The following is a 23390-nucleotide window of genomic DNA, read 5'->3' on the forward strand; positions in this document are numbered from 1 at the left end:
AGGGGTTTAGTTCGAACGGGAATGGCAGAAAGCGAAAAACCCGCCGAAGCGGGTTTTTCTTAGATGGTGCATCCAGGAGGATGATTCGGCTTACGCCTCCCCTGCGGGCCGTTGCCAAGGCAACGTTGTCTCGCTGCGCTCGGCTCGAACCTCCAACCGCTCTTCTCGCGGTCGGAAAAGCGAAAAACCCGCCGAAGCGGGTTTTTCATGGCGGTGAGGCGGGGATTCGAACCCCGGATGCAGCTTTTGACCGCATACTCCCTTAGCAGGGGAGCGCCTTCAGCCTCTCGGCCACCTCACCAGTACGCTTCTTTCGAACTGTGCCTAACTCGCTTTAGAGAAGCTCATCGGCACTGCGTGGCGCACATATTACTTTCCCCGACTTATAAGTCAAACAATTTTTCCCAACTCCTGCGCGTTTGCACAAATCGCAGGCAACATGGGTGATTTGACGGCAAAAAGAGTATTTTATCAACAGCCAAACGCCGATAATTCCACAACATAACGAATAGGGAAGATAAGAAAAATTATTGGCGGGAATGCATTAAAGCGGGGATAACGCGCAAAAAAAGGCAGAAGCGCCTCGCTACGCAACGAGACGCTGCTTTCGAAATCAGTAAGTCGTCTGTTGAGACTTCTCTGCCTGGATACGTTGATAGATTTCTTCGCGGTGCACAGACACCTCTTTCGGAGCATTCACACCAATACGAACCTGGTTGCCTTTTACCCCTAGCACTGTAACCGTGACCTCATCGCCAATCATGAGGGTTTCACCAACTCGACGAGTCAGAATTAACATTCTTTGCTCCTTGAAAGATTAAAAGAGTCGGGTCTCTCAGTTTCCCCGTCATTATCCATCATATGTGGTGAAAAGGTAAGCCATAGAACCCACAATAAGTGTAAGTAGACTTGGTATCACCGCAGATAACGATAAGTTTAGCCGACCTGAGAAACTTTGTTCCCGTAATTGTAACTGCATTGTTTAAGCACAGTATAAAAACGCCATAATCAACAAAGAGTTATGGCGTTAAGATGTGCTATTTATTTATATTCACAGCTTGGAAGCCACCCAGGCTTCAACGCTGTCTAATGCCGCTGGCAGAGCGTTGACATCGCTTCCCCCTGCCTGCGCCATATCAGGACGGCCACCGCCTTTGCCACCAACCTGCTGCGCCACGTGACCAATCAATTCGCCGGCTTTTACCCGGTCAGTCAGATCCTTGGTCACGCCGGCAATCAGGCTGACTTTACCCTCGGCCGTGGTAGCCAGAACGATAATTGCTGAACCCAGTTGATTCTTGAGATCGTCAACCATGGTACGCAGCATCTTCGGCTCAACGTTATCCAATTGGCTCACCAGCAGTTTCACGCCGTTGACCTGCTTCGCCTTGCTGGACAGTGAGGCACTCTCCAACGCCGCCTGCTGGTCCTTGAGCTGTTGCAGCTCCTTTTCCAGCGTACGGGTACGATCGAGTACCGCGCGCACTTTCTCTGCCAGATTATTGCCGTCACCTTTTACCAGATGAGCAACCTCCTGCAACAGGTCGCTCTGCTGATGCAACGTGGCAACGGCGCCTTCGCCGGTGACCGCTTCAATACGACGGATCCCTGCGGCGGTGCCAGATTCGCTCTGGATGCGGAACAGACCGATATCACCGGTACGACTAGCATGAGTACCGCCGCACAGTTCGGTCGAGAAGTCGCCCATGGTTAGCACGCGCACATGGTCATCGTACTTTTCACCGAACAGCGCCATCGCGCCCCTCTCTTTGGCATCATCCAGCGCCATCACCTCAGTCTGGACCGGCAGATTGCGACGAACCTGTTGGTTGACCAAATCTTCTACCGCACGGATTTGGGCCGGCTTCATCGCTTCAAAATGCGAAAAATCGAAACGCAGATATTTATCGTTAACCAGCGAGCCTTTCTGAGCCACGTGTTCGCCCAATACCTGACGCAGAGCAGCGTGGAGTAAATGGGTTGCCGAGTGGTTCAGGCGAATGCGATTACGGCGAACCTGGTCAATCAGCGCGTCGACGCTGTCGCCGACTTTCAGTATGCCCTGCGCCAGTTTGCCCTGATGGCCGATAGCCTGACCGTATTTCTGAGTATCGCCAACCACGAACTCGGCAACGGCGGACTTCAGGATGCCTTTATCGCCTACCTGACCGCCGGACTCACCGTAGAACGGTGTGGCGTCCAGCACTACCACCGCCTCTTCGCCGGCATGGATCTCATCCACCGGTTGGCCGTCACGGAACAGGGCGGTGATTTTCGCCTGCTGCTGGTCATGATCATAACCGCAGAACTCACTGGCTCCGTCAACGCGGATCAGACTGTTATAATCGGCGCCAAAACCGCTGGATTCACGCGCACGACGGCGCTGGGCTTCCATCGCCGCCTCAAAGCCGGCCTCATCCACTTTCAGGCCGCGCTCACGACAAACGTCGGCGGTCAAATCAACCGGGAAGCCGTAGGTGTCATACAGGCGGAAAGCGGTTTCGCCATCCAGCGTGTCACCTTGCAGCTTGGCCAGTTCTTCATCCAGCAGCGCCAAACCACGCTCCAGCGTACGGGCAAACTGCTCTTCTTCAGTTTTCAGTACTTGCTCGACCATCGCCTGCTGGCTCTTCAGCTCATCGGCCGCAGGGCCCATAACGCCAATCAGCGGTGCAACCAATTTGTAGAAGAAGGTGTCTTTGGCACCCAGCATATTGCCGTGACGCACCGCACGACGAATGATACGGCGCAGCACATAGCCGCGGTTTTCATTCGACGGGATAACGCCATCAGAGATCAGGAAGGCACAGGAACGAATGTGGTCGGCAATAACGCGCAGCGATTTGTTATCCAGATCGGTTGCGCCAGTGACCTTGGCCACCGCTTCGATCAGCGTACGGAACAGATCGATTTCATAGTTGGAGTTTACGTGCTGCAACACCGCGGCGATACGCTCAAGCCCCATACCGGTATCCACCGACGGCTTGGGCAATGGCAGCATGGTGCCGTCAGATTGACGGTTGAACTGCATGAACACGATGTTCCAGATTTCGATGTAACGGTCACCGTCTTCTTCTGCGCTGCCCGGAGGACCGCCCCAGATGTGGTCGCCATGATCGTAGAAAATTTCGGTGCATGGGCCGCAAGGACCGGTGTCGCCCATCTGCCAGAAGTTGTCAGAGGCAAACGGCGCGCCCTTGTTGTCGCCGATGCGGATAATACGCTCTGCGGGGATGCCGATTTCGTTCTGCCAGATGTTGAAGGCTTCATCATCGGTTTCGTAGACGGTTACCCACAGTTTTTCTTTTGGCAGATTGAACCAGTTTTCACCGGTCAGCAGTTCCCATGCATAGGCGATGGCATCGTTTTTGAAGTAATCGCCAAAGCTGAAATTGCCCAGCATCTCAAAGAAGGTGTGGTGACGAGCGGTATAGCCGACGTTTTCCAGATCGTTATGCTTACCACCGGCACGCACGCAGCGTTGCGAGGTGGTCGCACGGGAGTAGGCACGTTTGTCCAGCCCCAGGAAAACATCTTTGAATTGGTTCATGCCGGCATTGGTAAACAGCAATGTCGGATCATTGTTAGGCACCAGAGAGCTGCTTGCGACAACCTGGTGACCTTTACTATGAAAGAAATCGAGAAACGCTTGACGGATCTCAGCGGTGCTCTTGCTCATATTTTTCCCGGAAAGGCTAGAATAACGATACGTGAGCAGAGGGGTGCGTCATCCTGACGGAGGCCCCCCGCACACGAACAAAAAGTGGGGATAAGATAAATTTTCTTCACAGGGAAGTAAAACCCCGTGTGCGTTCATTGCGCAAATTCACGGTAAATTGACTGAATTTCTTCCTGAAAGAAGCCGCGATAGAGCAGATAACGCTGTACTTTAGCCTTGTCTTTCCATTCTTTCGGCAACGGCTCGCCAAATTTGCGCAGTGCAACCTCTCTGGCGTGCGCGCACCAGTCGATCTCACACTCAGCCAGCGCCGTCTGCACAGTGTCCTTGTCGACGCCTTTTTGCATCAGTTCCGAACGAATGCGCTGTGCACCATAGCCTTTACGGCTGCGGCTGCCGATGTAACTGACGGCAAAACGCGGGTCGTCCAGCCAATTATGCTGATAACAATAGGCAATGACCTGTTCGACAACGGTAGGATCTATCGGTTCAACGGGCGTGGTGGCGGGAGTTTTTGTGGCCATTCTGCCACGGGCAGCAAACGGCTGCGCCGCAAGTTTGCGGCGCAGTTCGGCTTCACTGTGATCGCGTTGCGATAACAAGCGCATCGCGCGACTTAGCAGGTCATTAAAGGTGTTCCCAGCGGACTGAGGAACGGCATCATTCATAGCATCGCAGCCTTGATAAAGGCGGCGCGCTCAAACGGCGCATCGCCTTCAGTGAGGGTTAAAACTCTTCGCTGGTTTCTGCTTCGTCATCAAAGCCTTCGTTGGTGGCCATTGCCGACTCGTTGCTGCTGTGCAACAGCAGGTCACGCAGCCTCTTGTCCAGCTCGGCGGCAACCGCCGGGTTTTCCTTCAGGAAGTTACAGGCGTTGGCCTTGCCCTGGCCGATTTTCTCGCCGTTATAGCTATACCATGCGCCGGCTTTTTCGATCATCTTGTGCTTGACGCCCAGATCGACCAGTTCACCGCGGCTGTTGATGCCTTCACCGTACATGATCTGGAATTCAGCCTGCTTGAATGGCGCAGCGATCTTGTTCTTAACCACTTTAACGCGGGTTTCGCTGCCCACTACTTCATCGCCTTCCTTGATAGCGCCGATACGGCGGATATCCAGACGAACGGAAGCATAGAATTTCAACGCGTTACCACCGGTAGTGGTTTCCGGGTTACCGAACATCACACCGATTTTCATACGGATCTGGTTAATAAAGATCAGCAGCGTATTGGCGTTCTTCAGGTTACCGGCCAGCTTGCGCATCGCCTGGCTCATCATCCGCGCCGCCAGACCCATGTGGGAATCGCCGATCTCGCCTTCGATTTCTGCTTTTGGCGTCAATGCCGCGACGGAGTCGACGATGATAACGTCAACGGCACCGGAACGGGTCAGCGCGTCACAGATTTCCAACGCCTGCTCACCGGTATCCGGTTGCGAACACAACAGGTTGTCGATATCCACGCCCAACTTCTTGGCGTAGATCGGATCCAGCGCGTGTTCGGCGTCGATAAAGGCACAGGTTTTGCCTTCACGCTGTGCAGCAGCGATGACTTGCAGCGTCAGCGTGGTTTTACCGGAAGATTCCGGCCCGTAGATCTCGACGATACGCCCCATCGGCAAGCCGCCGGCGCCCAGCGCGATATCAAGTGACAGTGAGCCGGTAGAGATCGTTTCCACGTCCATGGAACGGTCTTCACCCAGACGCATGATGGAGCCTTTGCCGAATTGTTTTTCAATCTGGCCCAGTGCCGCAGCTAACGCCTTTTGCTTGTTCTCATCAATAGCCATTTTTGCTCCTCGTTACGCAATGTCGGTGTTACCCCACACTGCCACTGAATGTATGTTGTGCAGGAAATGTCACTAATTATACTGTATGGTCATACAGTATCAAGCCTAATTTTACAAAAATTCGTCAAGAGCGGTTTGCAGCGCGAAAAGCGTCGCCTGTTGCCTGACGGCGTCGCGGTCGCCGTTAAATTGCATTTTACGTGCCACCACGCGGCCGGAACGCTCGGCAAAGCCGAACCACACCGTCCCCACCGGCTTTTCAACGCTGCCGCCGTCCGGCCCGGCAATGCCGCTGACCGAGAGCGACAGGTCGGCGCCGGCGGCATGCAATGCGCCCAGTGCCATTTCGCGCACGACCTCTTCGCTAACCGCGCCATGCGACAGCAAGGTGGCCTCCGCCACGCCGAGCATCTGGTGCTTGGCCACATTGCTGTAAGTAACAAATCCGCGATCGAAATAGGCCGAACTGCCGGCAATGTCGGTAATCGCTTTGGCGATGCCGCCACCGGTGCAGGATTCCGCACAGGTGATCCAGCGCCCGCCGGCCTTGAGTTTATCGCCAATCGCCATGCTGAGTTTACGCAGCGTGTCTTCACTCATAACGCCTCCTTCAGGAACCAGGGTATATGCGCCCGATAGTAGCATTTATCAAGGCATAGCGCGGAGCGGCCGCCAAAATTGCGCGGCGCGGCGCAAGACGGTGAGGTTTTAAGCATCCGGTCAAACTGCTAGTATCAAAAAGAGCGCCCAGGTTGCCGGGCTACAGGGAAAAACCACAGGGACGCCGGTTACCGGCCAATATCCGCCATGACTGAAGTAGGATGATCGTGTGAAAAAAACGTTAGGCGTATTCTTTCCGCTGTATACCACTACTCTGCTAATGTTGCTGGGCTCAGGCCTGCTCACCACCTATGTCTCGTTGCGCCTGACCTCGATCAACGTCACCGGCGGTACGATCGGCGCGATTATTGCCGCCAACTATATCGGCCTGGTGATCGGCGGCAAGGTCGGGCATTTTCTGATTGCGCGCGTCGGCCATATCCGCGCCTATGTGTCCTGTGCCGGCATTATCACCGCCGCGGTGTTGGGACACGGCCTGACGGAATATATCCCGGTGTGGGTGGTGTTGCGACTGATCATCGGCCTGTGCATGATGTGCCAATACATGGTGCTGGAAAGCTGGCTCAACGATCAGGCGGAATCCAGCCAGCGCGGCGTGGTATTTGGTGTGTATATGGTGGCCACTTACCTTGGCATGTCGCTGGGTCAGGTGGTACTCATACTGCAAAGCGGGCTGGGCATCACCACGCTGCTGCTGATTGCGCTATGCTTCGCGCTATGCCTGGTGCCGATAGCCCTCACCACCCGCACCAATGCACGTCACATGTCCCCGGCACCGCTTGAACTGCGCTACTTTATCGGCGCCATTCCCAAAGTGCTGGCTACCACGCTGGTAATTGGCATGGTGGTCGGATCGTTCTATGGGCTGGCACCGGTATACGCCAGCCAGCAGGCGCTGTCTACCCAGCAGACGGGGTTGTTCATGGCACTGGCGATTTTCGCCGGGCTGGTGGCGCAGTTCCCACTCAGCTGGCTCTCGGATCGCTACAACCGCACTCTGCTGATGCGCGTCAATGCCATTCTGCTGACCGTGGCGGCGCTGCCGCTGGCGCTGCTGCCACATATTGATTTCCATCTGCTGCTGGTGGTCGGCTTCATCGTCAGCATGCTGCAGTTCACGCTGTACCCGCTGGCCGTCGCGCTGGCCAATGACCTGATCGAGTCTGAACGACGGGTGTCGCTGGCGGCCTGCCTGCTGATGGCGTTTGGCGTTGGCGCCAGCATTGGGCCGCTGGCCGTCGGGGTGCTGATCCAGCCGCTCGGTGGCAATATCCTGTATGTATTCTTTGCCCTGTGCGGCGTGCTGATCGTTGGTTTCAGCCGTACGGTAAAAGAAGACGAGTCGCAATTTGTCGACGATGCGCCTCTGCCACATATCGCCATGCCCGACAGTCTGGTCAGCTCCCCGCTTTCACCGGCGCTGAACCCGACCTTTGATGAGCAGACGATTCAGGAAACCATGCCACCACCGGAGGCCGCGCCCGATCCGCTTGAGCAAGACACCGCTGCCAGCGATGCATCGGCGCAGGCAGAACCGGAAGAAAGCGAACCTGCGCCACCGCAGGGTGCCGACCCTGATGACGATACCGGTTTGAAGAAAGCCTATACCATGCTGTAAAAAAGGGCCGGATTCGGCCCTGGTGCTTTATCGATCACAATCAGAAGACGTTGCCGCGCCGCGCTCGGCTCACTGCCTCGCCCAGCTGCCACACCGCCATGGCATAATGGGTACTGTGGTTGTAACGGGTAATGGTGTAGAAGTTCGGTAGTCCAAACCAGTATTGGTATTCGCTGCCCATATCCAGGCGCAGCAGACTTACCTGCAGATCGTGACCTAGCGCGCCCTGCGGCGTTAGTCCCGCCGCCTGTAACGCCCCCACGGTATAACGGGTTTTGAAGCCATGTTCCATCAGCGGCGCCTGCCCGCTGGCGGGGATCGCCACCGGCGCGTCACGCTGCCAGCCATGAGCACGGAAATAGTTGGCCACGCTGCCGATGGCATCTTCCGGATCCCACAGGTTAATGTGGCCATCACCATTGAAGTCAACGGCATAATCCTTGAATGAGGTCGGCATAAACTGGCCATAGCCCATTGCGCCGGCATAAGAGCCGCGCAAATCCAGCGGATCGCGGCCTTCCTTGCGCGCCATCAGCAGAAAGGTTTCCAGCTCGCCGGTGAAGTAGGTGGCACGACGAGGATAGTCAAATGACAAGGTGGCCAGCGCGTCGATAATGCGGGTTTTGCCCATGACGCGCCCCCAACGGGTTTCCACGCCGATAATGCCGACGATAATTTCCGGTGGTACCCCGTAAACCTGATGCGCACGCGCCAATGCATCCGCATATTGATTCCAGAAGGCAACGCCGTTAGGAATATTGTCCGCAGTGATAAATTTATTGCGATAACGCAGCCAGGCACCGTTCGGGCCGGACGGCGGCCTACCGGTCGGCGTCGGTGCCTGACGATCCATCAAACGGATCACCCAGTCCAGTCGCCGAGTTTGCGCCAGCACGCTATGCAACTGTTGCCTATCGAAGCCGTGTTCGTTGACCATCTTGTCGACGAAACGCTGCGCTGCCGGGTTATTGGCATAATCACCGGTTAATATCAGCGGGTTGGCATGCTCGGCATCCAGCAGGAAGCCGCCTTGAACGGCACGAGGATGCTGGGGAGCGGTCGTGTTTTCCGGCTCGCTGCTACAGGCAGAAAGCAAAAGTGCCAGAGGAAGAAAGCTTGCAAAGTGTCGCATCAGGTGTCCATCAGCCAGGCTACAAAGTTAAACGCTATGGTAAATCATAGTCTGGTATGAACAAACTGGAATATCAGGCGAAATTGCCCGTTCTGACGGCAACCTGAGCGATGCGCAACTGCGAGCAGTTTCGCACAGCTGTTTAAAACCACATCATGGTTTGCAGATACGTTTGAAACCGCGGTATCACCTGTTAACATCTTCTCCCAGACAGAGCAGCCAGCGTTTCACTTTTTGGCAGGACGCTTTCAAAAATATGGCAAGCATCATGCTCGCGACGCATAACCAGAACATAACGCAGTGAATATTATGGAAAACAAAGAATACGTTGACCACACCCCAATGATGCAGCAGTACCTGCGCCTCAAGGCCCAGCATCCTGAAATTCTGCTGTTCTATCGCATGGGCGACTTTTATGAGCTGTTCTATGACGACGCCAAACGCGCCTCGCAGCTGTTGGATATTTCGCTGACCAAACGCGGCGCCTCGGCGGGTGAGCCCATCCCTATGGCCGGGGTACCGCATCATGCGGTGGAGAACTATCTGGCCAAGCTGGTGCAACTGGGCGAATCCGTCGCCATTTGCGAACAGATTGGCGATCCAGCCACCAGCAAAGGCCCGGTGGAACGCAAGGTGGTGCGCATCGTCACCCCCGGCACCGTCAGCGATGAAGCCCTGTTGCAAGAACGCCAGGATAACCTGCTGGCCGCCATCTGGCAGGATGCGCGCGGCTTTGGCTACGCCACGCTGGATATCAGTTCCGGCCGCTTCCGCGTCACCGAACCGGAAGACCAGGAAGCCATGGCAGCCGAACTGCAGCGTACCAACCCGGCCGAACTGCTCTACCCCGAAAACTTCGAACAGATGTCGCTGATCGCACAGCGTCATGGTCTGCGCCGCCGGCCGCTATGGGAGTTCGAACTGGAAACCGCACGGCAACAGCTTAACCTGCAGTTCGGCACGCGCGACCTTACCGGCTTTGGCGTCGAGCAGTCGCAACAGGCGCTACGTGCCGCCGGCTGCCTGCTGCAATATGTGAAGGACACCCAGCGTACCTCGTTGCCGCATATCCGCGGCATCACCATGGAACGCCAGCAGGACGGCATCATTATGGATGCCGCCACCCGCCGCAATCTGGAAATCACCCAGAGCCTGTCCGGTGGCAGCGACAATACGCTGGCCGCCATTCTGGATTGCACCGTGACGCCAATGGGCAGCCGCATGCTGAAACGCTGGCTGCATATGCCAACCCGCGACGTCAACGTGCTGAACCATCGCCAGCAGGCCATTGGCGCATTGCAGGAGATAACTGGCGACGTACAACCGTCGCTGCGTCAGGTCGGCGATCTGGAGCGTATCCTGGCACGCCTGGCATTACGTACCGCCCGGCCGCGCGATCTGGCGCGCATGCGTCATGCGTTCCAGCAATTACCGGACATTCGCGCCCTGCTGCAAGATATTGCTACGCCGCATGTGCAGAAGCTGCTGGCGCAGATCGGTGAGTTTGACGAATTGCAGCATCTGCTGGAACGTGCCGTCGTGGAGGCACCACCGGTGCTGGTGCGTGACGGCGGTGTGATCGCGTCTGGCTACAACGCCGAACTGGATGAATGGCGCGCGCTGGCCGACGGTGCCAGTGATTATCTCGATCGCCTGGAAATCCGCGAGCGTGAAAAGCTGGGACTGGATACGCTGAAGGTCGGTTTCAATGGCGTGCACGGCTATTACATTCAGGTCAGTCGCGGCCAAAGTCATTTGGTGCCGATACACTATGTGCGTCGCCAAACGCTGAAAAACGCCGAACGCTATATCATTCCGGAGTTGAAAGAGTACGAAGACAAGGTACTGACCTCCAAAGGCAAGGCGCTGGCGATTGAAAAAGCGCTGTATGACGAACTGTTCGATTTGCTGCTGCCGCATCTGCCGGCATTGCAGCAAAGTGCCAGCGCGCTGGCGGAGCTGGACGTGCTGACCAATCTGGCCGAACGCGCCGAAACGCTGAACTATACCTGCCCAACCATGAGCGAACAGCCCGGCATCCGCATCGTCGAGGGTCGTCACCCGGTGGTGGAACAGGTGTTGAGCGAGCCCTTCATCGCCAACCCACTTGCCCTGTCGCCGCAGCGGCGAATGCTAATCATTACCGGGCCAAACATGGGCGGTAAAAGTACCTATATGCGTCAAACGGCGCTGATTGTGCTTCTGGCGCACATCGGCAGTTATGTGCCGGCCACCAAGGCGACCATCGGGCCTGTGGACCGCATCTTTACCCGGGTTGGTGCCGCCGATGACCTGGCGTCCGGCCGTTCCACCTTTATGGTGGAAATGACCGAAACCGCCAATATCCTGCATAACGCCACCGAAAACAGCCTGGTGCTGATGGACGAAATCGGCCGCGGGACCTCCACCTACGACGGTTTGTCACTGGCGTGGGCCTGTGCCGAGAACCTGGCCAACCGCATCAAGGCGATGACGCTGTTTGCCACCCACTACTTTGAGCTAACCACCTTGCCAGAGAAAATGGCAGGCGTGGTCAACGTGCACCTGGATGCGCTGGAACACGGCGATACCATCGCCTTTATGCACAGCGTTCAGGAAGGGGCTGCCAGCAAGAGCTACGGGCTGGCGGTGGCGGCGTTGGCCGGCGTGCCGCGTGACGTGATCAAGCGTGCGCGTCAAAAGCTGCGCGAACTGGAAACGCTGTCTAACCATAGCGCAGCCGGTACGGTAGACGCGACGCAGATGACCTTGCTGACCGAGGAACCCTCTCCGGCGGTTGAAGCACTGGAGGGGCTGGATCCCGATGCATTGACACCGCGCGAAGCGCTGGACTGGATCTATCGCTTGAAGAAGATGATGTAACAAGAGACAAGCGCGGATAAAAAAACGGTGAGCCTGAGCCCACCGTTTTTTATTTAATGCAGTAACGTGTTATTCGCGGAACAGCGCCTCAATACTCAGGCCCTGCATTTGCAGAATCTCACGCAGACGACGTAAACCTTCCACCTGAATCTGACGGACACGCTCACGTGTCAGGCCTATCTCGCGGCCAACGTCTTCCAACGTGGCGGCTTCATAGCCCAGCAGGCCGAAACGACGCGCCAGCACTTCACGCTGTTTGGCGTTCAGTTCGAACAGCCATTTAACGATGCTCTGCTTCATGTCATCGTCTTGCGTGGTGTCTTCAGGCCCGTTGTCTTTCTCGTCGGCTAAAATGTCCAGCAGCGCTTTTTCAGAATCACCGCCCAATGGCGTATCAACAGAAGTAATACGTTCATTCAGGCGCAGCATGCGGCTAACGTCATCAACCGGCTTGTCGAGTTGCTCGGCAATCTCTTCAGCGCTTGGCTCGTGATCCAGTTTATGAGAAAGCTCGCGCGCGGTGCGCAGATAGACATTCAGTTCTTTAACGATGTGAATCGGCAGACGAATGGTACGGGTTTGGTTCATGATCGCCCGTTCAATGGTCTGACGGATCCACCAGGTGGCATAGGTGGAAAAACGGAAGCCGCGTTCTGGGTCGAACTTTTCCACTGCGCGGATCAGGCCAAGGTTACCTTCCTCAATCAGATCCAGCAGCGCCAGGCCGCGATTGCTGTAGCGACGGGCAATTTTCACCACCAGTCGCAGGTTACTTTCAATCATACGACGACGGGATGGCACATCACCGCGCAATGCCCGTCGTGCGAAGTAAACTTCTTCCTCTGCGGTCAGCAGAGGTGAATAACCAATTTCGCCCAGATAGAGCTGCGTCGCATCCAGTACGCGTTGGGTAACACCCTGAGACAACAGCTCTTCTTCAGCTAAATCATTCTCACTGGCTTCTTCCTCTACCAGCGCTTTTTCATCAAATGATTCAGCCTCCGTTCCATTCTCGTCGAAATCCGCATCATCATGTAACTCGTTAACTTTCAGCGTATTTTGGCTCATAAGCTGCTCCTACCCGTGATACCGCGAGCAGAATACCAGCGTATTCTGCCCAATCTATCGCTGCGGAAGATAACGCAGCGGGTTTACGGATTTCCCCTTGTAACGAATTTCAAAATGCAAACGTACTGAACTGGTTCCGGTGCTTCCCATGGTTGCTATTTTTTGACCCGCCTTCACTTCTTGTTGTTCCCGGACCAGCATTGTGTCGTTATGAGCGTAGGCGCTCAGGTAATCATCATTGTGTTTGATGATGATCAGATTACCGTAACCCCGTAAAGCATTGCCTGAGTACACTACACGGCCATCGGCGGTAGCGAAAATGGCTTGCCCACGGGAGCCTGCGATATCGATACCTTTATTCCCACCGTCTGATGAGGAAAAGTTATCAATAATCTTACCGTCGGTTGGCCATCTCCAGGTACTGACTGGCGCACTATTGCTGACGGTGCTGCTCACCGGTGGTGTTGCAGCTGGCGCGGTAACAGGGGTTGCAGCGGTTCCTGCCACAACGGCCCCTGATGCTGGCAACATCTTGCCTACATTCTGTTTACCCGAATTGTCAGAATACGCGTTAGTTGGTTGAGAATCAACCGTTGCAGTCTGGATCTGAGTGCTGGATGGCGGTTTAGGAATACCGCCATTTGTAGCGTCAGTTGCCGCCACCATGCCACCGCCGCTGGCGGCAGAACCATTACCAAGCTGAATGGTTTGGCCAACGTTCAAGCTGTAGGGTTCAGGAATATTGTTACGTTGAGCCAGGTCACGGAAATCATTGCCCGTGATCCAGGCAATGTAGAACAGCGTATCCCCACGTTTTACCGTATAGGTGCTGCCACTGTAACTCCCTTTCGGGATCGCCTCATAACTGCGGTTATAGACTATGCGTCCTTGTGGGGACGCCTGCGTGCCGGCAGTCGCAGCAGCGGCATTTCCGCCCTCAACGCTGCTAATCGGCGCCGATGACGAACCGGTATTCGTACAGCCAGCCAACCACATACCTACCATCGTACACACCGCAACCCGGCGTAAAGTCATTATTGGGCTTCCCGTGCTCATGCTTCCCCCGTCACAATACTCTATCCAAAATACCCTATACATCGTAGCTGAGCTTTACGGCTTTTCTCAGTTTCTATGAAGCAAGGCGCCTCGGCCGATGTCTGAACGCCAGACCCTCTTCCACCTGAGGCATAAAAGCAGCGTCGCCAATGTAGCTACATTGGCGCCACCACACCATAAGATAACCACTCAGAAAGGCAATTGTATTGAAAACTGGTCTTATTGGAACGCTAAATACCGCTTATGAAGCGATGAAAGTGCAACAGTTTTTGCGTTTTGCCGATAAATCAGCCAATCGCTATGCCAGTTCGCCTTTGACCAACGGAACAAAGCGCACCGCCTCGACCGCGTCAATGGCAAATTCATTACCGTGACGCCGAATGCGTTTAAGGATTTGCGACTGTTCCCCGACCGGCAGCACCATGATGCCGCCATCGTCCAACTGTGCCATCAACGCCGATGGAATTTCCGGTGGCGCGGCGGTGACGATAATCGCGTCGAACGGCCCGCGTGAAGCCCATCCCAACCAGCCGTCGCCATGACGGGTGGAGACATTATGCAAATCAAGCTGCTTCAGCCGCCGTTTGGCCTGCCATTGCAGCCCCTTGATACGTTCGACCGAACAGACATGCTGTACCAGATGTGCCAGAATCGCCGTCTGGTAGCCGGAACCGGTACCAATTTCCAACACCCGTGAAGTCGGTGTCAGATTTAGCAACTCCGTCATGCGCGCCACCATATATGGCTGGGAAATCGTTTGACCCGAGCCAATCGGCAACGCGGTATTTTCATACGCCTTATGCTCAAGCGCTTCATCTACAAAACGTTCACGCGGTACCGATTCGATCGCCTGTAGCAATCGCTCATCCCGGATCCCCTGCTGACGCAGCTGCGCCAGCAATGTTTGCATCGGCTTGTTCACCATTACCCGCTAACCTCTGCTTTGGTTAACCATGTTTTTACCACGTCCTGGGCGGCATAGGCGGTCAAATCCACCTGCAACGGCGTCACCGCCACATAGCCCTGCTCTACGGCGGCAAAGTCGGTCTCCGGCCCGGCATCGAATTTATCACCAGGCGGGCCGATCCAATAGAGATTCTGTCCACGCGGATCCTGCTGGCAAAACACCTTGTCCGCCGGGTGGCGGCTGCCGCAGCGCGTAACGCGAATGCCCTTGATCTGATCGAGCGGCAGATCCGGCACGTTGATATTGAGTATTTTTCCGGTGCGCAGCGGCTCGCGCTGCAAGGCGCGCAACAGACGACAGGTGATTGCCGCCGCCGTCGCATAGTGCTGATGGCCATTGAGCGATACCGCCAATGCCGGCAGGCCCAAATGCCGGCCTTCCATCGCCGCGGCTACCGTACCTGAGTAAATCACGTCGTCGCCCAGATTTGGCCCGGCATTAATGCCGGATACCACGATATCCGGCGCTGGGCGCATCAGTGCATTGACGCCCAGATAGACACAGTCGGTCGGCGTACCCTGTTGCACCGCCACGTCACCGTTGGCCAGAGTCAGGGTGCGCAGCGGTGAGTCCAGCGTCAGAGCGTTGGAAGAGCCGCTGCGGTTGCGATCGGGCGCCACCACCATCACGTCGGCAAATTCACGCAGCGCCGCTGCGAGCACCTGAATGCCCGGCGCGCTGACGCCGTCGTCGTTACTCAGTAATATCCGCATCACTGTTATCCTGCCGCATGAGTTCGCGAACCACGCTGGTGGCAAAGCTGCCCGCTGGCAGCCAAAAGCGCAATTCAACGGTAACGTCATCCCACCAGTTCCACAGCATATTTTGCGGTTGCAACAGCAGGGCCCGACGAGCGGGTTCAACGCGCTCGCGCTTTAAAAGCGTAAGCAATTCCGGCTGTTCCGCCAAGCAACGCTGTTCAAATTCCAACGCAGCGCCGGCGCTGCCCGGAGCACCATCCCCCGGCAACGGTGCCGTAACCTGCAATTCTCCGGCGTCGAGACGCTGTTGCAGACTGTCCAGCTCGTCGGTCTGTGCCACAAACCAGCTACCGCGCCCGCTAAGTTGCAGCGCATCGCCGTCCAGCACCGTTCGATGCTGTTGGTTAGCCAAACGGGTCGACGCCAGCAGATTGAACAGCGCACTGCGGCTGGCGGAAAGATAGAAGCTGCGCTTGTTGCGCTCTTTGACGCGAATTTCATCGTTCGCCCAGCGGCGCGCCATCAGCAGGTTGTTTCCACCGTGACCAAAGCGCTGGCTGCCAAAATAATTGGGTACCCCTGCGGCGGCGATCGCCTGCAGCCGTTGTTCTACCTCGTGGCGATCGCTGATTTGCCGTAGCACCAGCGTAAAGGCATTCCCCTTCAGCGTACCAATGCGCAGCTTGCGACGATGGCGAACCGCAGTCAGCACTTCGCAGCCTTCAAGTTCAAACCGCGAGAGATCGGGATCGTCCTTGCCAGGCAGATGCAGGCAGAACCATTGCTCGGTGACCGCATGGCGGTCTTTCAGACCGGCGTAACTGACCGCACGGCCGTGAATACCGGCAAAGCGCGCCAGATAGTCGGCGACGAACTGGGTATTGCAGCCTTTCTTGCGAATATTGACCAGCAGATGTTCGCCCTCGCCGTCCGGCTCGAAGCCCAGGTCTTCCACCACCACGAAGTCTTCGGGGTTGGCTTTCAGCAGCCCGGAGGCCTGTGGCTGACCATGCAGCCAGCTCAACGTTGCCATATCCATCGGTTTACTCCTTGATTAACAAGGCAACCGCTTCGCAGGCAATGCCTTCACCACGGCCGGTGAAGCCCAGTTTTTCTGTGGTGGTCGCTTTAACGTTGACCTGATCCATATGGCATTGCAGATCTTCCGCCAGGAAAATGCGCATTTGCGGGATATGCGGCGCCATTTTAGGGGCCTGGGCGATGATAGTGATATCCAGATTGCCAAGGTGATAGCCTTTGGCACGGATACGCCGCCAGGCTTCACGCAGCAGTTCACGACTGTCTGCGCCCTTGAAGGCCGGATCGGTATCCGGGAACAGCTTGCCGATATCCCCCAGCGCCGCAGCGCCGAGCAGCGCATCGGTGGCGGCATGCAGCGCTACATCGCCGTCGGAATGGGCCAGCAAACCCTGTTCATAAGGAATGCGGACACCACCGATCACCAGCGGACCTTCGCCGCCAAATTTATGTACGTCAAAACCGTGACCGATACGCATCAGAGATGCTCCTGTTGATTCTGGGTTAAATAGAACGCCGCCAGCGCCAAATCCTCTGGCCGCGTCACTTTAATATTGTCCGAACGCCCTGCAACCAGTAACGGATGATAGCCGCAGTGCTCCAGCGCCGAGGCCTCGTCGGTGACGTTTGCGCCATCGTCGAGCGCACGCTGCAAACACCGTTTGAGCAATGCAAGCGGGAACAGTTGCGGAGTCAGCGCATGCCAAAGATCCTGGCGTTCCACCGTATGGGCAATGGCGCTGATGCCGCTTTCCGCTCGTTTCATGGTATCGCGCACCGGCGCGGCAAGTATCCCGCCGATCTGGCTGTGCGCGGTAATGGCCAGCAGGCGTTCAAGATCGTCGGCGTGCAGGCACGGCCGTGCGGCGTCATGCACCAGCACCCAATCAGCGTCCGTCGCCAGTTGCAAGCCGGCCATCACCGAATCGGCACGCTGCTTGCCGCCAAAGGCAACCCGCACGCGCGCATCGGCCGCGATCGGCAAAGTAGCGAAATGGGTATCGTCCGGGCTAATCGCCACGATCACCTGCTGGATGCTCGGATGACGCAGCAAAGCCTGGATGGCGTGCTCAAGCAGGGTTTGGCCGCCGATAGTGAGATATTGCTTCGGGCAATCCGTTTGCATACGACTGCCGATACCGGCAGCCGGCAATACGGCAATCACCTGTGGAAAGGAACCTGCGGAGTGATTCATGCGTTATTTTACGTTGTTTTGCGAAGGAGTCGCCGCGCCACGTCTGGATTGGTCAGGAACCAGACGATAAAAAGTTTCACCGGGCTTGATCATGCCCAGTTCATTACGCGCGCGTTCTTCAATCGCTTCCTGACCACCGTTCAGATCGTCGATTTCGGCGAACAGCTGATCGTTACGCGCTTTCAACTTGGCATTATTGCCCTGCTGGGCCGCAACGTCTTCGTTGACTCGCACGTAATCGTGTACACCATTTTTGCCCAGCCACAGTGAATACTGTAACCAACCGAGCAATGCCAACAATAGTAGCGTAAGTTTTCCCATCCCCGCCCCCTGAAAAACCGACCAATCATCCCACAACTTTTCGTTGGACTCCACACTGAGAGCGGCATTTCGCCGCCAGTTTCAGAATACGGATGAGAATTTATTGAGTTTATAACCTAAAACCGCGCTGAAAGCGGTAAAAAAAGCCGCTTAATTACCTTTGCCGCCACCACTAAATGGCCGTTTGTTCCACTGCCCGCCACTCGCTATGCAGCCAAAACCACTGGCTGAATGCCTTCTCGGCGCAAGATGTGCTTATTGCACGGCGAAAATGAATATTTAACAACTCAGTTTTTTACATGCCAATGTAATGGTTGTATTTTTATTCATTATTCTTTATTTTTATGCAGTAAATATGAATAAATAAATCCAATTTATAACCTTTAACTTACGGGGATCGCCATGTTTAAACGTCTTGTCCTGATCGGTGCCTGCCTGGCGGCCGGCCTGTCTGCCGGCAGCGCCGTCGCAGAAACCACCTACGTCGTCGGCTCGGGCGGCACCTACCGCCCATTCGAATTTGAAAATAGCAGTAAGCAGCTGGAAGGGTTTGATATTGATATCATCAAAGCCGTGGCCAAAGCCGAAGGCTTTCAGATAAAGCTGGTCAACACGCCGTGGGAAGGGATCTTCGCCACCCTCAATTCCGGCGACCGTGACATCATTATTTCCGGCATTACCATTACCGATAAACGCAAGCAGATGGTGGATTTCTCTACGCCTTACTTCCCGGCAGAGCAGGCCATCGTGGTGCCAAAAACCTCGACGGTAGATTCCATCGCGGCGCTCAAGAGCCTGAAGGTCGGCGTAGTCAACTCCAGCACCGGTGACATTGTGGTTTCTGACGTGCTGGGCAAAAACAGCACGGCGATCAAGCGCTTCGACAACACCCCGCTAATGCTGCAGGAACTGTTTGAAGATGGTATCAGCGCCGCGGTTGGTGACGTCGGCGTCGCCAAGTTTTATATCAAAACCCACCCGGAAAAAGAGTTCAAGCTGGTGTCCGATGCCAAGTTCGAACGCCAGTACTTTGGTATTGCGGTGGCCAAGGGCAACGTGGAATTGCGTGACCGCATCAACGCCGGCCTGAAGAAAATCGTCGCTGACGGCACCTACGCCAACATCTACCGCAACTGGTTTGACAGCAACGTTCCGACGCTGCCGACCGAATAATTGCCACAGGGCTCACCGTGCCAAACGCGGGTAAATCGACGTAGCGAGCCAGAAAAACCTGGTTGCGAACAGCATGCAGCCACCGCCGTGGACCGCGAGTCCATAGCGGTGGCGAGCAGTGCTCAATGCCAAGAGGGCGTCCCGCAGTCGCCTTAACATTCAATAAGGATCAAATCTTGAACTTCCGTTGGGAGATTATCCAGGAGTACGCGCCGCTGTTTATGGAAGGTGCCTGGATGACCATCAAATGTACCCTGATCTGCGTGATTCTGGGCACCACCTGGGGGCTGATCCTCGGTCTCGGTCGGTTGGCACAGGCACCGCACGGCATCTGGAAACACGTTTTGCACTATGGCGTGCAATGGCCGGTGCGCATCTACATCAGCGCCTTTCGCGGTACGCCGCTATTCGTGCAGATTATGGTCGTGCACTTTGCCCTGGTGCCGCTGTTTATCAATCCCCGCGATGGACTGCTGGTCACCAGCGGCATTATGAGCAGTGATTTCGCCCGCGCGCTGCGCTCCGATTACGGCGCGTTTCTGTCCTGCGTGGTAGCCATTACGCTGAATGCCGGCGCCTACGTATCGGAAATATTCCGCGCCGGCATCCAGTCAATCGATCGTGGCCAGATGGAAGCCTCCCGCTCGCTGGGCATGAGTTATGGCAAAACCATGCGCAAGGTGATCCTGCCACAGGCATTTCGCCGCATGCTGCCGCCGCTGGGTAACAATGCCATCGCCATCGTCAAGGATTCCTCGCTGGCCTCCGCCATTGGTCTGGCCGATCTGGCCTATGCCGCACGCACCGTTTCCGGCGCCTACGCGACCTATTGGGAACCCTATCTGACGATTTCACTGGTTTATTGGGTCATCACCTTCGTGCTATCGCTGATGGTGCAACACATGGAAAAGAGGTTCGGTAAAAGTGATTCGCGTACATAACCTGCAAAAGCAATTTGGTGAAGCTCATGTGCTGCGCGGCATTTCGTGTCAGATAGCCGCCAACGAAGTAGTGTGCATCATCGGCCCGTCCGGTTCCGGCAAGAGCACCCTGCTGCGTTGCATCAACGCGCTGGAAACCCTGTCCGGCGGCGAGATAGAGGTCAACGGCTTCGCCATCCATCAGCAGCAGACCAACCTCAATAAAATGCGCGAAAGCGTCGGCATGGTGTTTCAGCGCTTCAATCTGTTCCCGCATATGACGGTGCTGGAAAACATCATCATGGCGCCGATGGACGTGAAACGGCTGTCTCGTGCCGACGCTACGCTACGCGCCGAAGCCCTGTTACGCAAAGTGGGATTGATCGACAAGATAGACGCCTATCCCGCCAGCCTGTCCGGCGGCCAGCAGCAGCGAGTCGCTATCGCGCGAGCGCTGGCGATGGAACCGAAAATCATGCTGTTTGATGAACCGACCTCGGCACTGGATCCGGAACTGGTAGGTGAAGTGCTGACGGTGATGAAGGCGCTGGCGCACGAAGGCATGACCATGGTAGTGGTGACACACGAAATGGCCTTTGCACGCGAAGTGGCGGATCGAGTGCTGTTTATCGATCAGGGACTTATTCAGGAAGAAGGCACGCCGCAACAGATCTTTGGCAACCCGAGCAATCCGCGCACCCAGGCGTTTTTAAGCAAAGTTTTGTAACGTACCGCACGGCTTTGACACCTTTCCGGGCGCTCCCCTGCGTCCGGCATTTCACCAACCGGTCAGTAAACTGAACACCAGCCAGAACAGGCACAGCACCGTAATGCCGGTCAGCAACAGCGTGAAGATCAAACGCCCGCGCAACAACATGCTGAAGACAATGCCGATCAATACCGAAACCGGCATCAGCGCCAGGAAGAATGGCCAGGTATAAAGCAGGAAAAACAAGGTGTTGGAACCGTAAACCATAAATGGCACCGCAAACGCCAGCCAATAGAAGACAAAGCCGCTGACGCCGCCGAGGAAAGAATAAGAGGGCTCTTCTTTTTCCGGTGTTGAATCAATCAATATGGGCGAGACATTTTGCATAATAATCCCTGGTTATTCATATCTTTCAGCCTGCTCTGCGGCGGCTTAGAGTAAAAAGCGCATGGCGTTTGAGCGCCACACGCTTCTTTCGAATTCAGGGTTTGATAATAGCCTGACCACGCAGCACGTCTAACAATTGCGCAACTAATTTTGTTACTAATTGTTCGCCTTTCAGATGAACATCCGGCGCTTCCGGCGCCTCGTAAACCGAGTCGATACCGGTGAAATTACGCAGTTCGCCGGCACGCGCTTTCTTGTACAATCCTTTAGGATCGCGTGCTTCGCAAATCGCCAGCGGCGTGTCGACGTACACCTCGACAAATTGCCCGTCATCCAGCAGTTCGCGTACCATGCGGCGCTCGGCTCGGTGCGGCGAAATAAACGCGGTCAACACCACCAGTCCGGCATCGACCATCAGTTTCGCCACTTCACCAACGCGGCGAATATTCTCGCGCCGGTCATCATCGGAAAACCCGAGATCGCGACACAGCCCGTGGCGGACGTTGTCACCATCCAGCAGATAGGTTCTGACGCCGTGCGCGTGCAACGCCTGCTCCAACGCGCCGGCGACGGTAGACTTGCCCGAGCCGGACAGCCCGGTGAACCACAGCACCACGCCACGATGCCCATTGCCTGCTTCACGATCCGCACGCGTTACCGCATGCGGATGCCAGACCACGTTTTCGTCTTGCGGCTCGTTCGGCCGCAGCGTAACGTCCGTCACCTCATTTGCCCCCAAGCAGGTCGCGTGCGCCCCAATGCGGGAAGTGCTTGCGCACCAGCGCATTCAGTTCCAGTTCAAAAGCGCTGAACTCGCCATTGCCGACCGATGCCTGCTGCAGCGTTTCGCGCACCAGTCCGGCGCCAACGGTGACATTGCTCAGCCGATCGATAAAGATCAACCCGCCGGTCACATGATTACGCTGATAGCTATCCAGCAGCAGCGGTTCATCAAAGGTCAGTTCCACCAGGCCGATGCCGTTAAGCGGCAGCGTATCCGCCTGATACTGCGCCAGCGAGTTGATTTCCACCTGATGGCGGATGCTTTCAACCCGGGCACGGGTTTTCTTGCCGGCCACCTTGATGTCGTAGCTCTGGCCCGGCAACAATGACTGCTCCGCCATCCACACTACGTCGACCAGCGCGCTTTGCGCCGCCTGTAGCGTTTCAGCGGCATCCACCAGCAGGTCGCCGCGACTGACATCCACTTCGTCCTTCAGCACCAGCGTAATCGCTTCGCCCGGCAGCGCTTGCTGAAGATCCCCGTCAAAGGTGACGATGCGCGCCACGCTGGTTTCCACCCCGGAAGGCAGTACCTTGATGCGCTGGCCTACACGCACAACCCCGGCAGACAAAGTGCCGGCATAGCCGCGGAAATCGAGGTTCGGGCGGTTGACGTACTGTACCGGGAAGCGCAACGGCTGCGCCTGCGCCTGGTCAATCACGTCTACCGTTTCCAGTACCTCCAGCAGCGTTGGGCCACTGTACCAGGGCATGTTTACGCTCTGACTGGCGACGTTGTCGCCATCCAGCGCCGACAGTGGCACGAATTTGATATCCAGATCGTTCGGCAGTTGCTGGGCAAAGGTCAGATAGTCCTGCTTGAATTGCTCAAACGCCGTTTCGCTGTACTCCACCAGATCCATTTTGTTCACCGCGACCACCAGATGGCGGATGCCCAGCAACGTGGCGATAAAGCTGTGGCGTCGCGTCTGATCGAGCACGCCTTTGCGCGCGTCGATCAGCAGGATCGCCAGGTCGCAGGTGGATGCGCCGGTGGCCATATTCCGCGTGTACTGCTCATGCCCCGGCGTATCGGCGATGATAAACTTGCGCTTTTCGGTAGAAAAATAGCGGTACGCCACGTCAATGGTAATGCCCTGTTCGCGTTCAGCCTGCAAGCCATCCACCAGCAGCGCCAGATCGAGCTTTTCGCCCTGCGTGCCAAGACGCTTGCTGTCGGTGTGCAGCGTCGACAGCTGATCTTCGTAGATCTGGCGAGTATCGTGCAGCAGGCGGCCGATCAGCGTGCTCTTGCCGTCATCGACGCTGCCGCAGGTCAGAAAGCGCAGCAGGCTCTTATGCTGTTGCGCATGCAAATAGGCTTCTACGCCGCCCTGTTCAGCGATTTGTTGTGCAATTACATTGTTCATCC

General features: G+C 56.2%; 22 protein-coding genes, 1 tRNA gene and 1 other RNA gene. 5 read left to right on the top strand and 19 right to left on the bottom strand.

Annotated elements, in window-relative coordinates; all coding sequences use genetic code 11:
• Positions 1-64: 64 nt before the first annotated feature.
• From NYE85_RS00150 to pncC, 7 genes are all read right to left on the bottom strand, one after another.
• Positions 65-182, bottom strand: a non-coding RNA gene (locus tag NYE85_RS00150) — RtT sRNA.
• 26 nt (positions 183-208) lie between these two features.
• Positions 209-301, bottom strand: a tRNA-Ser gene (locus NYE85_RS00155).
• Between the two features lie 312 nt (positions 302-613).
• Positions 614-799, bottom strand: a complete 186-nt coding sequence (gene csrA, locus NYE85_RS00160; RefSeq protein WP_004091602.1) for a carbon storage regulator CsrA — start codon at positions 797-799, stop codon at positions 614-616.
• A gap of 252 nt (positions 800-1051) precedes the next feature.
• Positions 1052-3679 (bottom strand): alanine--tRNA ligase, encoded by a 2628-nt coding sequence (alaS, locus tag NYE85_RS00165; protein ID WP_259002267.1) that lies wholly within the window; start codon positions 3677-3679, stop codon positions 1052-1054.
• 134 nt (positions 3680-3813) lie between these two features.
• On the bottom strand, positions 3814-4347 hold the full coding sequence (gene recX / locus NYE85_RS00170) for a recombination regulator RecX (RefSeq protein WP_259002268.1): 534 nt from the start codon (positions 4345-4347) through the stop codon (positions 3814-3816).
• Positions 4348-4405: 58 nt separating this feature from the next.
• Positions 4406-5467: a recombinase RecA gene (gene recA, locus NYE85_RS00175; protein ID WP_259002270.1), complete on the bottom strand. Its 1062-nt coding sequence runs from the start codon at positions 5465-5467 to the stop codon at positions 4406-4408.
• 111 nt (positions 5468-5578) lie between these two features.
• Positions 5579-6067 (bottom strand): nicotinamide-nucleotide amidase, encoded by a 489-nt coding sequence (gene pncC, locus NYE85_RS00180; protein WP_259002273.1) that lies wholly within the window; start codon positions 6065-6067, stop codon positions 5579-5581.
• A 229-nt stretch (positions 6068-6296) separates the two neighbouring features.
• Between pncC and NYE85_RS00185 the strand changes: the two genes are divergently transcribed.
• Positions 6297-7706: an MFS transporter gene (locus tag NYE85_RS00185; protein WP_259002275.1), complete on the top strand. Its 1410-nt coding sequence runs from the start codon at positions 6297-6299 to the stop codon at positions 7704-7706.
• A gap of 40 nt (positions 7707-7746) precedes the next feature.
• Here the strand turns inward: NYE85_RS00185 and mltB are convergent, their stop codons facing one another.
• Positions 7747-8838, bottom strand: a complete 1092-nt coding sequence (gene mltB / locus NYE85_RS00190) for a lytic murein transglycosylase B (RefSeq protein ID WP_259002277.1) — start codon at positions 8836-8838, stop codon at positions 7747-7749.
• A 309-nt stretch (positions 8839-9147) separates the two neighbouring features.
• On the opposite strand from mltB, the gene mutS reads away from it, so the two are divergent.
• Entirely contained in the window at positions 9148-11700 is a 2553-nt protein-coding gene (mutS, locus tag NYE85_RS00195; RefSeq protein ID WP_259002279.1) for a DNA mismatch repair protein MutS, read from the top strand.
• Between the two features lie 69 nt (positions 11701-11769).
• On the opposite strand, the gene rpoS is transcribed toward mutS, so the two are convergent.
• The 8 genes from rpoS to ftsB form a co-directional block, all read right to left on the bottom strand.
• Positions 11770-12768 (bottom strand): RNA polymerase sigma factor RpoS, encoded by a 999-nt coding sequence (rpoS, locus tag NYE85_RS00200; protein WP_234589037.1) that lies wholly within the window; start codon positions 12766-12768, stop codon positions 11770-11772.
• 54 nt (positions 12769-12822) lie between these two features.
• Positions 12823-13806, bottom strand: coding sequence for a murein hydrolase activator NlpD (gene nlpD, locus NYE85_RS00205; RefSeq protein ID WP_259002782.1), 984 nt, complete (start codon positions 13804-13806; stop codon positions 12823-12825).
• A gap of 316 nt (positions 13807-14122) precedes the next feature.
• Positions 14123-14749 carry a protein-L-isoaspartate(D-aspartate) O-methyltransferase gene (locus NYE85_RS00210; protein ID WP_259002283.1) on the bottom strand — a complete coding sequence of 209 codons (627 nt, stop codon included), beginning with the start codon at positions 14747-14749 and terminating at the stop codon, positions 14123-14125.
• On the bottom strand, positions 14749-15504 hold the full coding sequence (surE, locus tag NYE85_RS00215; RefSeq protein WP_259002285.1) for a 5'/3'-nucleotidase SurE: 756 nt from the start codon (positions 15502-15504) through the stop codon (positions 14749-14751). Before surE ends, NYE85_RS00210 begins: the two co-directional genes overlap by 1 nt.
• Positions 15485-16531 (bottom strand): tRNA pseudouridine(13) synthase TruD, encoded by a 1047-nt coding sequence (gene truD / locus NYE85_RS00220; RefSeq protein ID WP_259002286.1) that lies wholly within the window; start codon positions 16529-16531, stop codon positions 15485-15487. Before truD ends, surE begins: the two co-directional genes overlap by 20 nt.
• Before the next feature lie 4 nt (positions 16532-16535).
• Positions 16536-17009: a 2-C-methyl-D-erythritol 2,4-cyclodiphosphate synthase gene (ispF, locus tag NYE85_RS00225; protein WP_259002289.1), complete on the bottom strand. Its 474-nt coding sequence runs from the start codon at positions 17007-17009 to the stop codon at positions 16536-16538.
• Positions 17009-17725, bottom strand: a complete 717-nt coding sequence (ispD, locus tag NYE85_RS00230; protein ID WP_259002291.1) for a 2-C-methyl-D-erythritol 4-phosphate cytidylyltransferase — start codon at positions 17723-17725, stop codon at positions 17009-17011. Before ispD ends, ispF begins: the two co-directional genes overlap by 1 nt.
• 3 nt (positions 17726-17728) lie before the next feature.
• A complete protein-coding gene (gene ftsB / locus NYE85_RS00235; RefSeq protein WP_039991128.1) occupies positions 17729-18046 on the bottom strand; it encodes a cell division protein FtsB in 318 nt (105 codons plus the stop codon).
• A gap of 402 nt (positions 18047-18448) precedes the next feature.
• Here ftsB and NYE85_RS00240 point away from each other — a divergent pair, with 402 nt between their 5' ends.
• The 3 genes from NYE85_RS00240 to NYE85_RS00250 all read left to right on the top strand — a co-directional run bounded on the left by NYE85_RS00240 (position 18449) and on the right by NYE85_RS00250 (position 20866).
• Positions 18449-19219 carry a basic amino acid ABC transporter substrate-binding protein gene (locus NYE85_RS00240; RefSeq protein ID WP_259002294.1) on the top strand — a complete coding sequence of 257 codons (771 nt, stop codon included), beginning with the start codon at positions 18449-18451 and terminating at the stop codon, positions 19217-19219.
• A gap of 173 nt (positions 19220-19392) precedes the next feature.
• On the top strand, positions 19393-20160 hold the full coding sequence (locus NYE85_RS00245; RefSeq protein ID WP_259002783.1) for an amino acid ABC transporter permease: 768 nt from the start codon (positions 19393-19395) through the stop codon (positions 20158-20160).
• The gene (locus NYE85_RS00250) at positions 20144-20866 is read left to right on the top strand and encodes an amino acid ABC transporter ATP-binding protein (RefSeq protein WP_259002296.1); all 723 of its coding nucleotides are present in this window, start codon (positions 20144-20146) and stop codon (positions 20864-20866) included. The genes NYE85_RS00245 and NYE85_RS00250 overlap by 17 nt, the downstream gene beginning before the upstream one ends.
• 51 nt (positions 20867-20917) lie before the next feature.
• On the opposite strand, the gene NYE85_RS00255 is transcribed toward NYE85_RS00250, so the two are convergent.
• The 3 genes from NYE85_RS00255 to cysN all read right to left on the bottom strand — a co-directional run bounded on the left by NYE85_RS00255 (position 20918) and on the right by cysN (position 23388).
• A complete protein-coding gene (locus tag NYE85_RS00255) occupies positions 20918-21235 on the bottom strand; it encodes a DUF3561 family protein (RefSeq protein ID WP_004955234.1) in 318 nt (105 codons plus the stop codon).
• A gap of 94 nt (positions 21236-21329) precedes the next feature.
• On the bottom strand, positions 21330-22022 hold the full coding sequence (gene cysC, locus NYE85_RS00260; RefSeq protein ID WP_259002299.1) for an adenylyl-sulfate kinase: 693 nt from the start codon (positions 22020-22022) through the stop codon (positions 21330-21332).
• Positions 21961-23388: a sulfate adenylyltransferase subunit CysN gene (cysN, locus tag NYE85_RS00265; RefSeq protein ID WP_259002300.1), complete on the bottom strand. Its 1428-nt coding sequence runs from the start codon at positions 23386-23388 to the stop codon at positions 21961-21963. The genes cysC and cysN overlap by 62 nt, the downstream gene beginning before the upstream one ends.
• Positions 23389-23390: the final 2 nt, after the last annotated feature.

The organism is Serratia sp. AKBS12 (genome assembly GCF_024793895.1).
Classification (GTDB): Bacteria; Pseudomonadota; Gammaproteobacteria; order Enterobacterales; family Enterobacteriaceae; genus Serratia_F.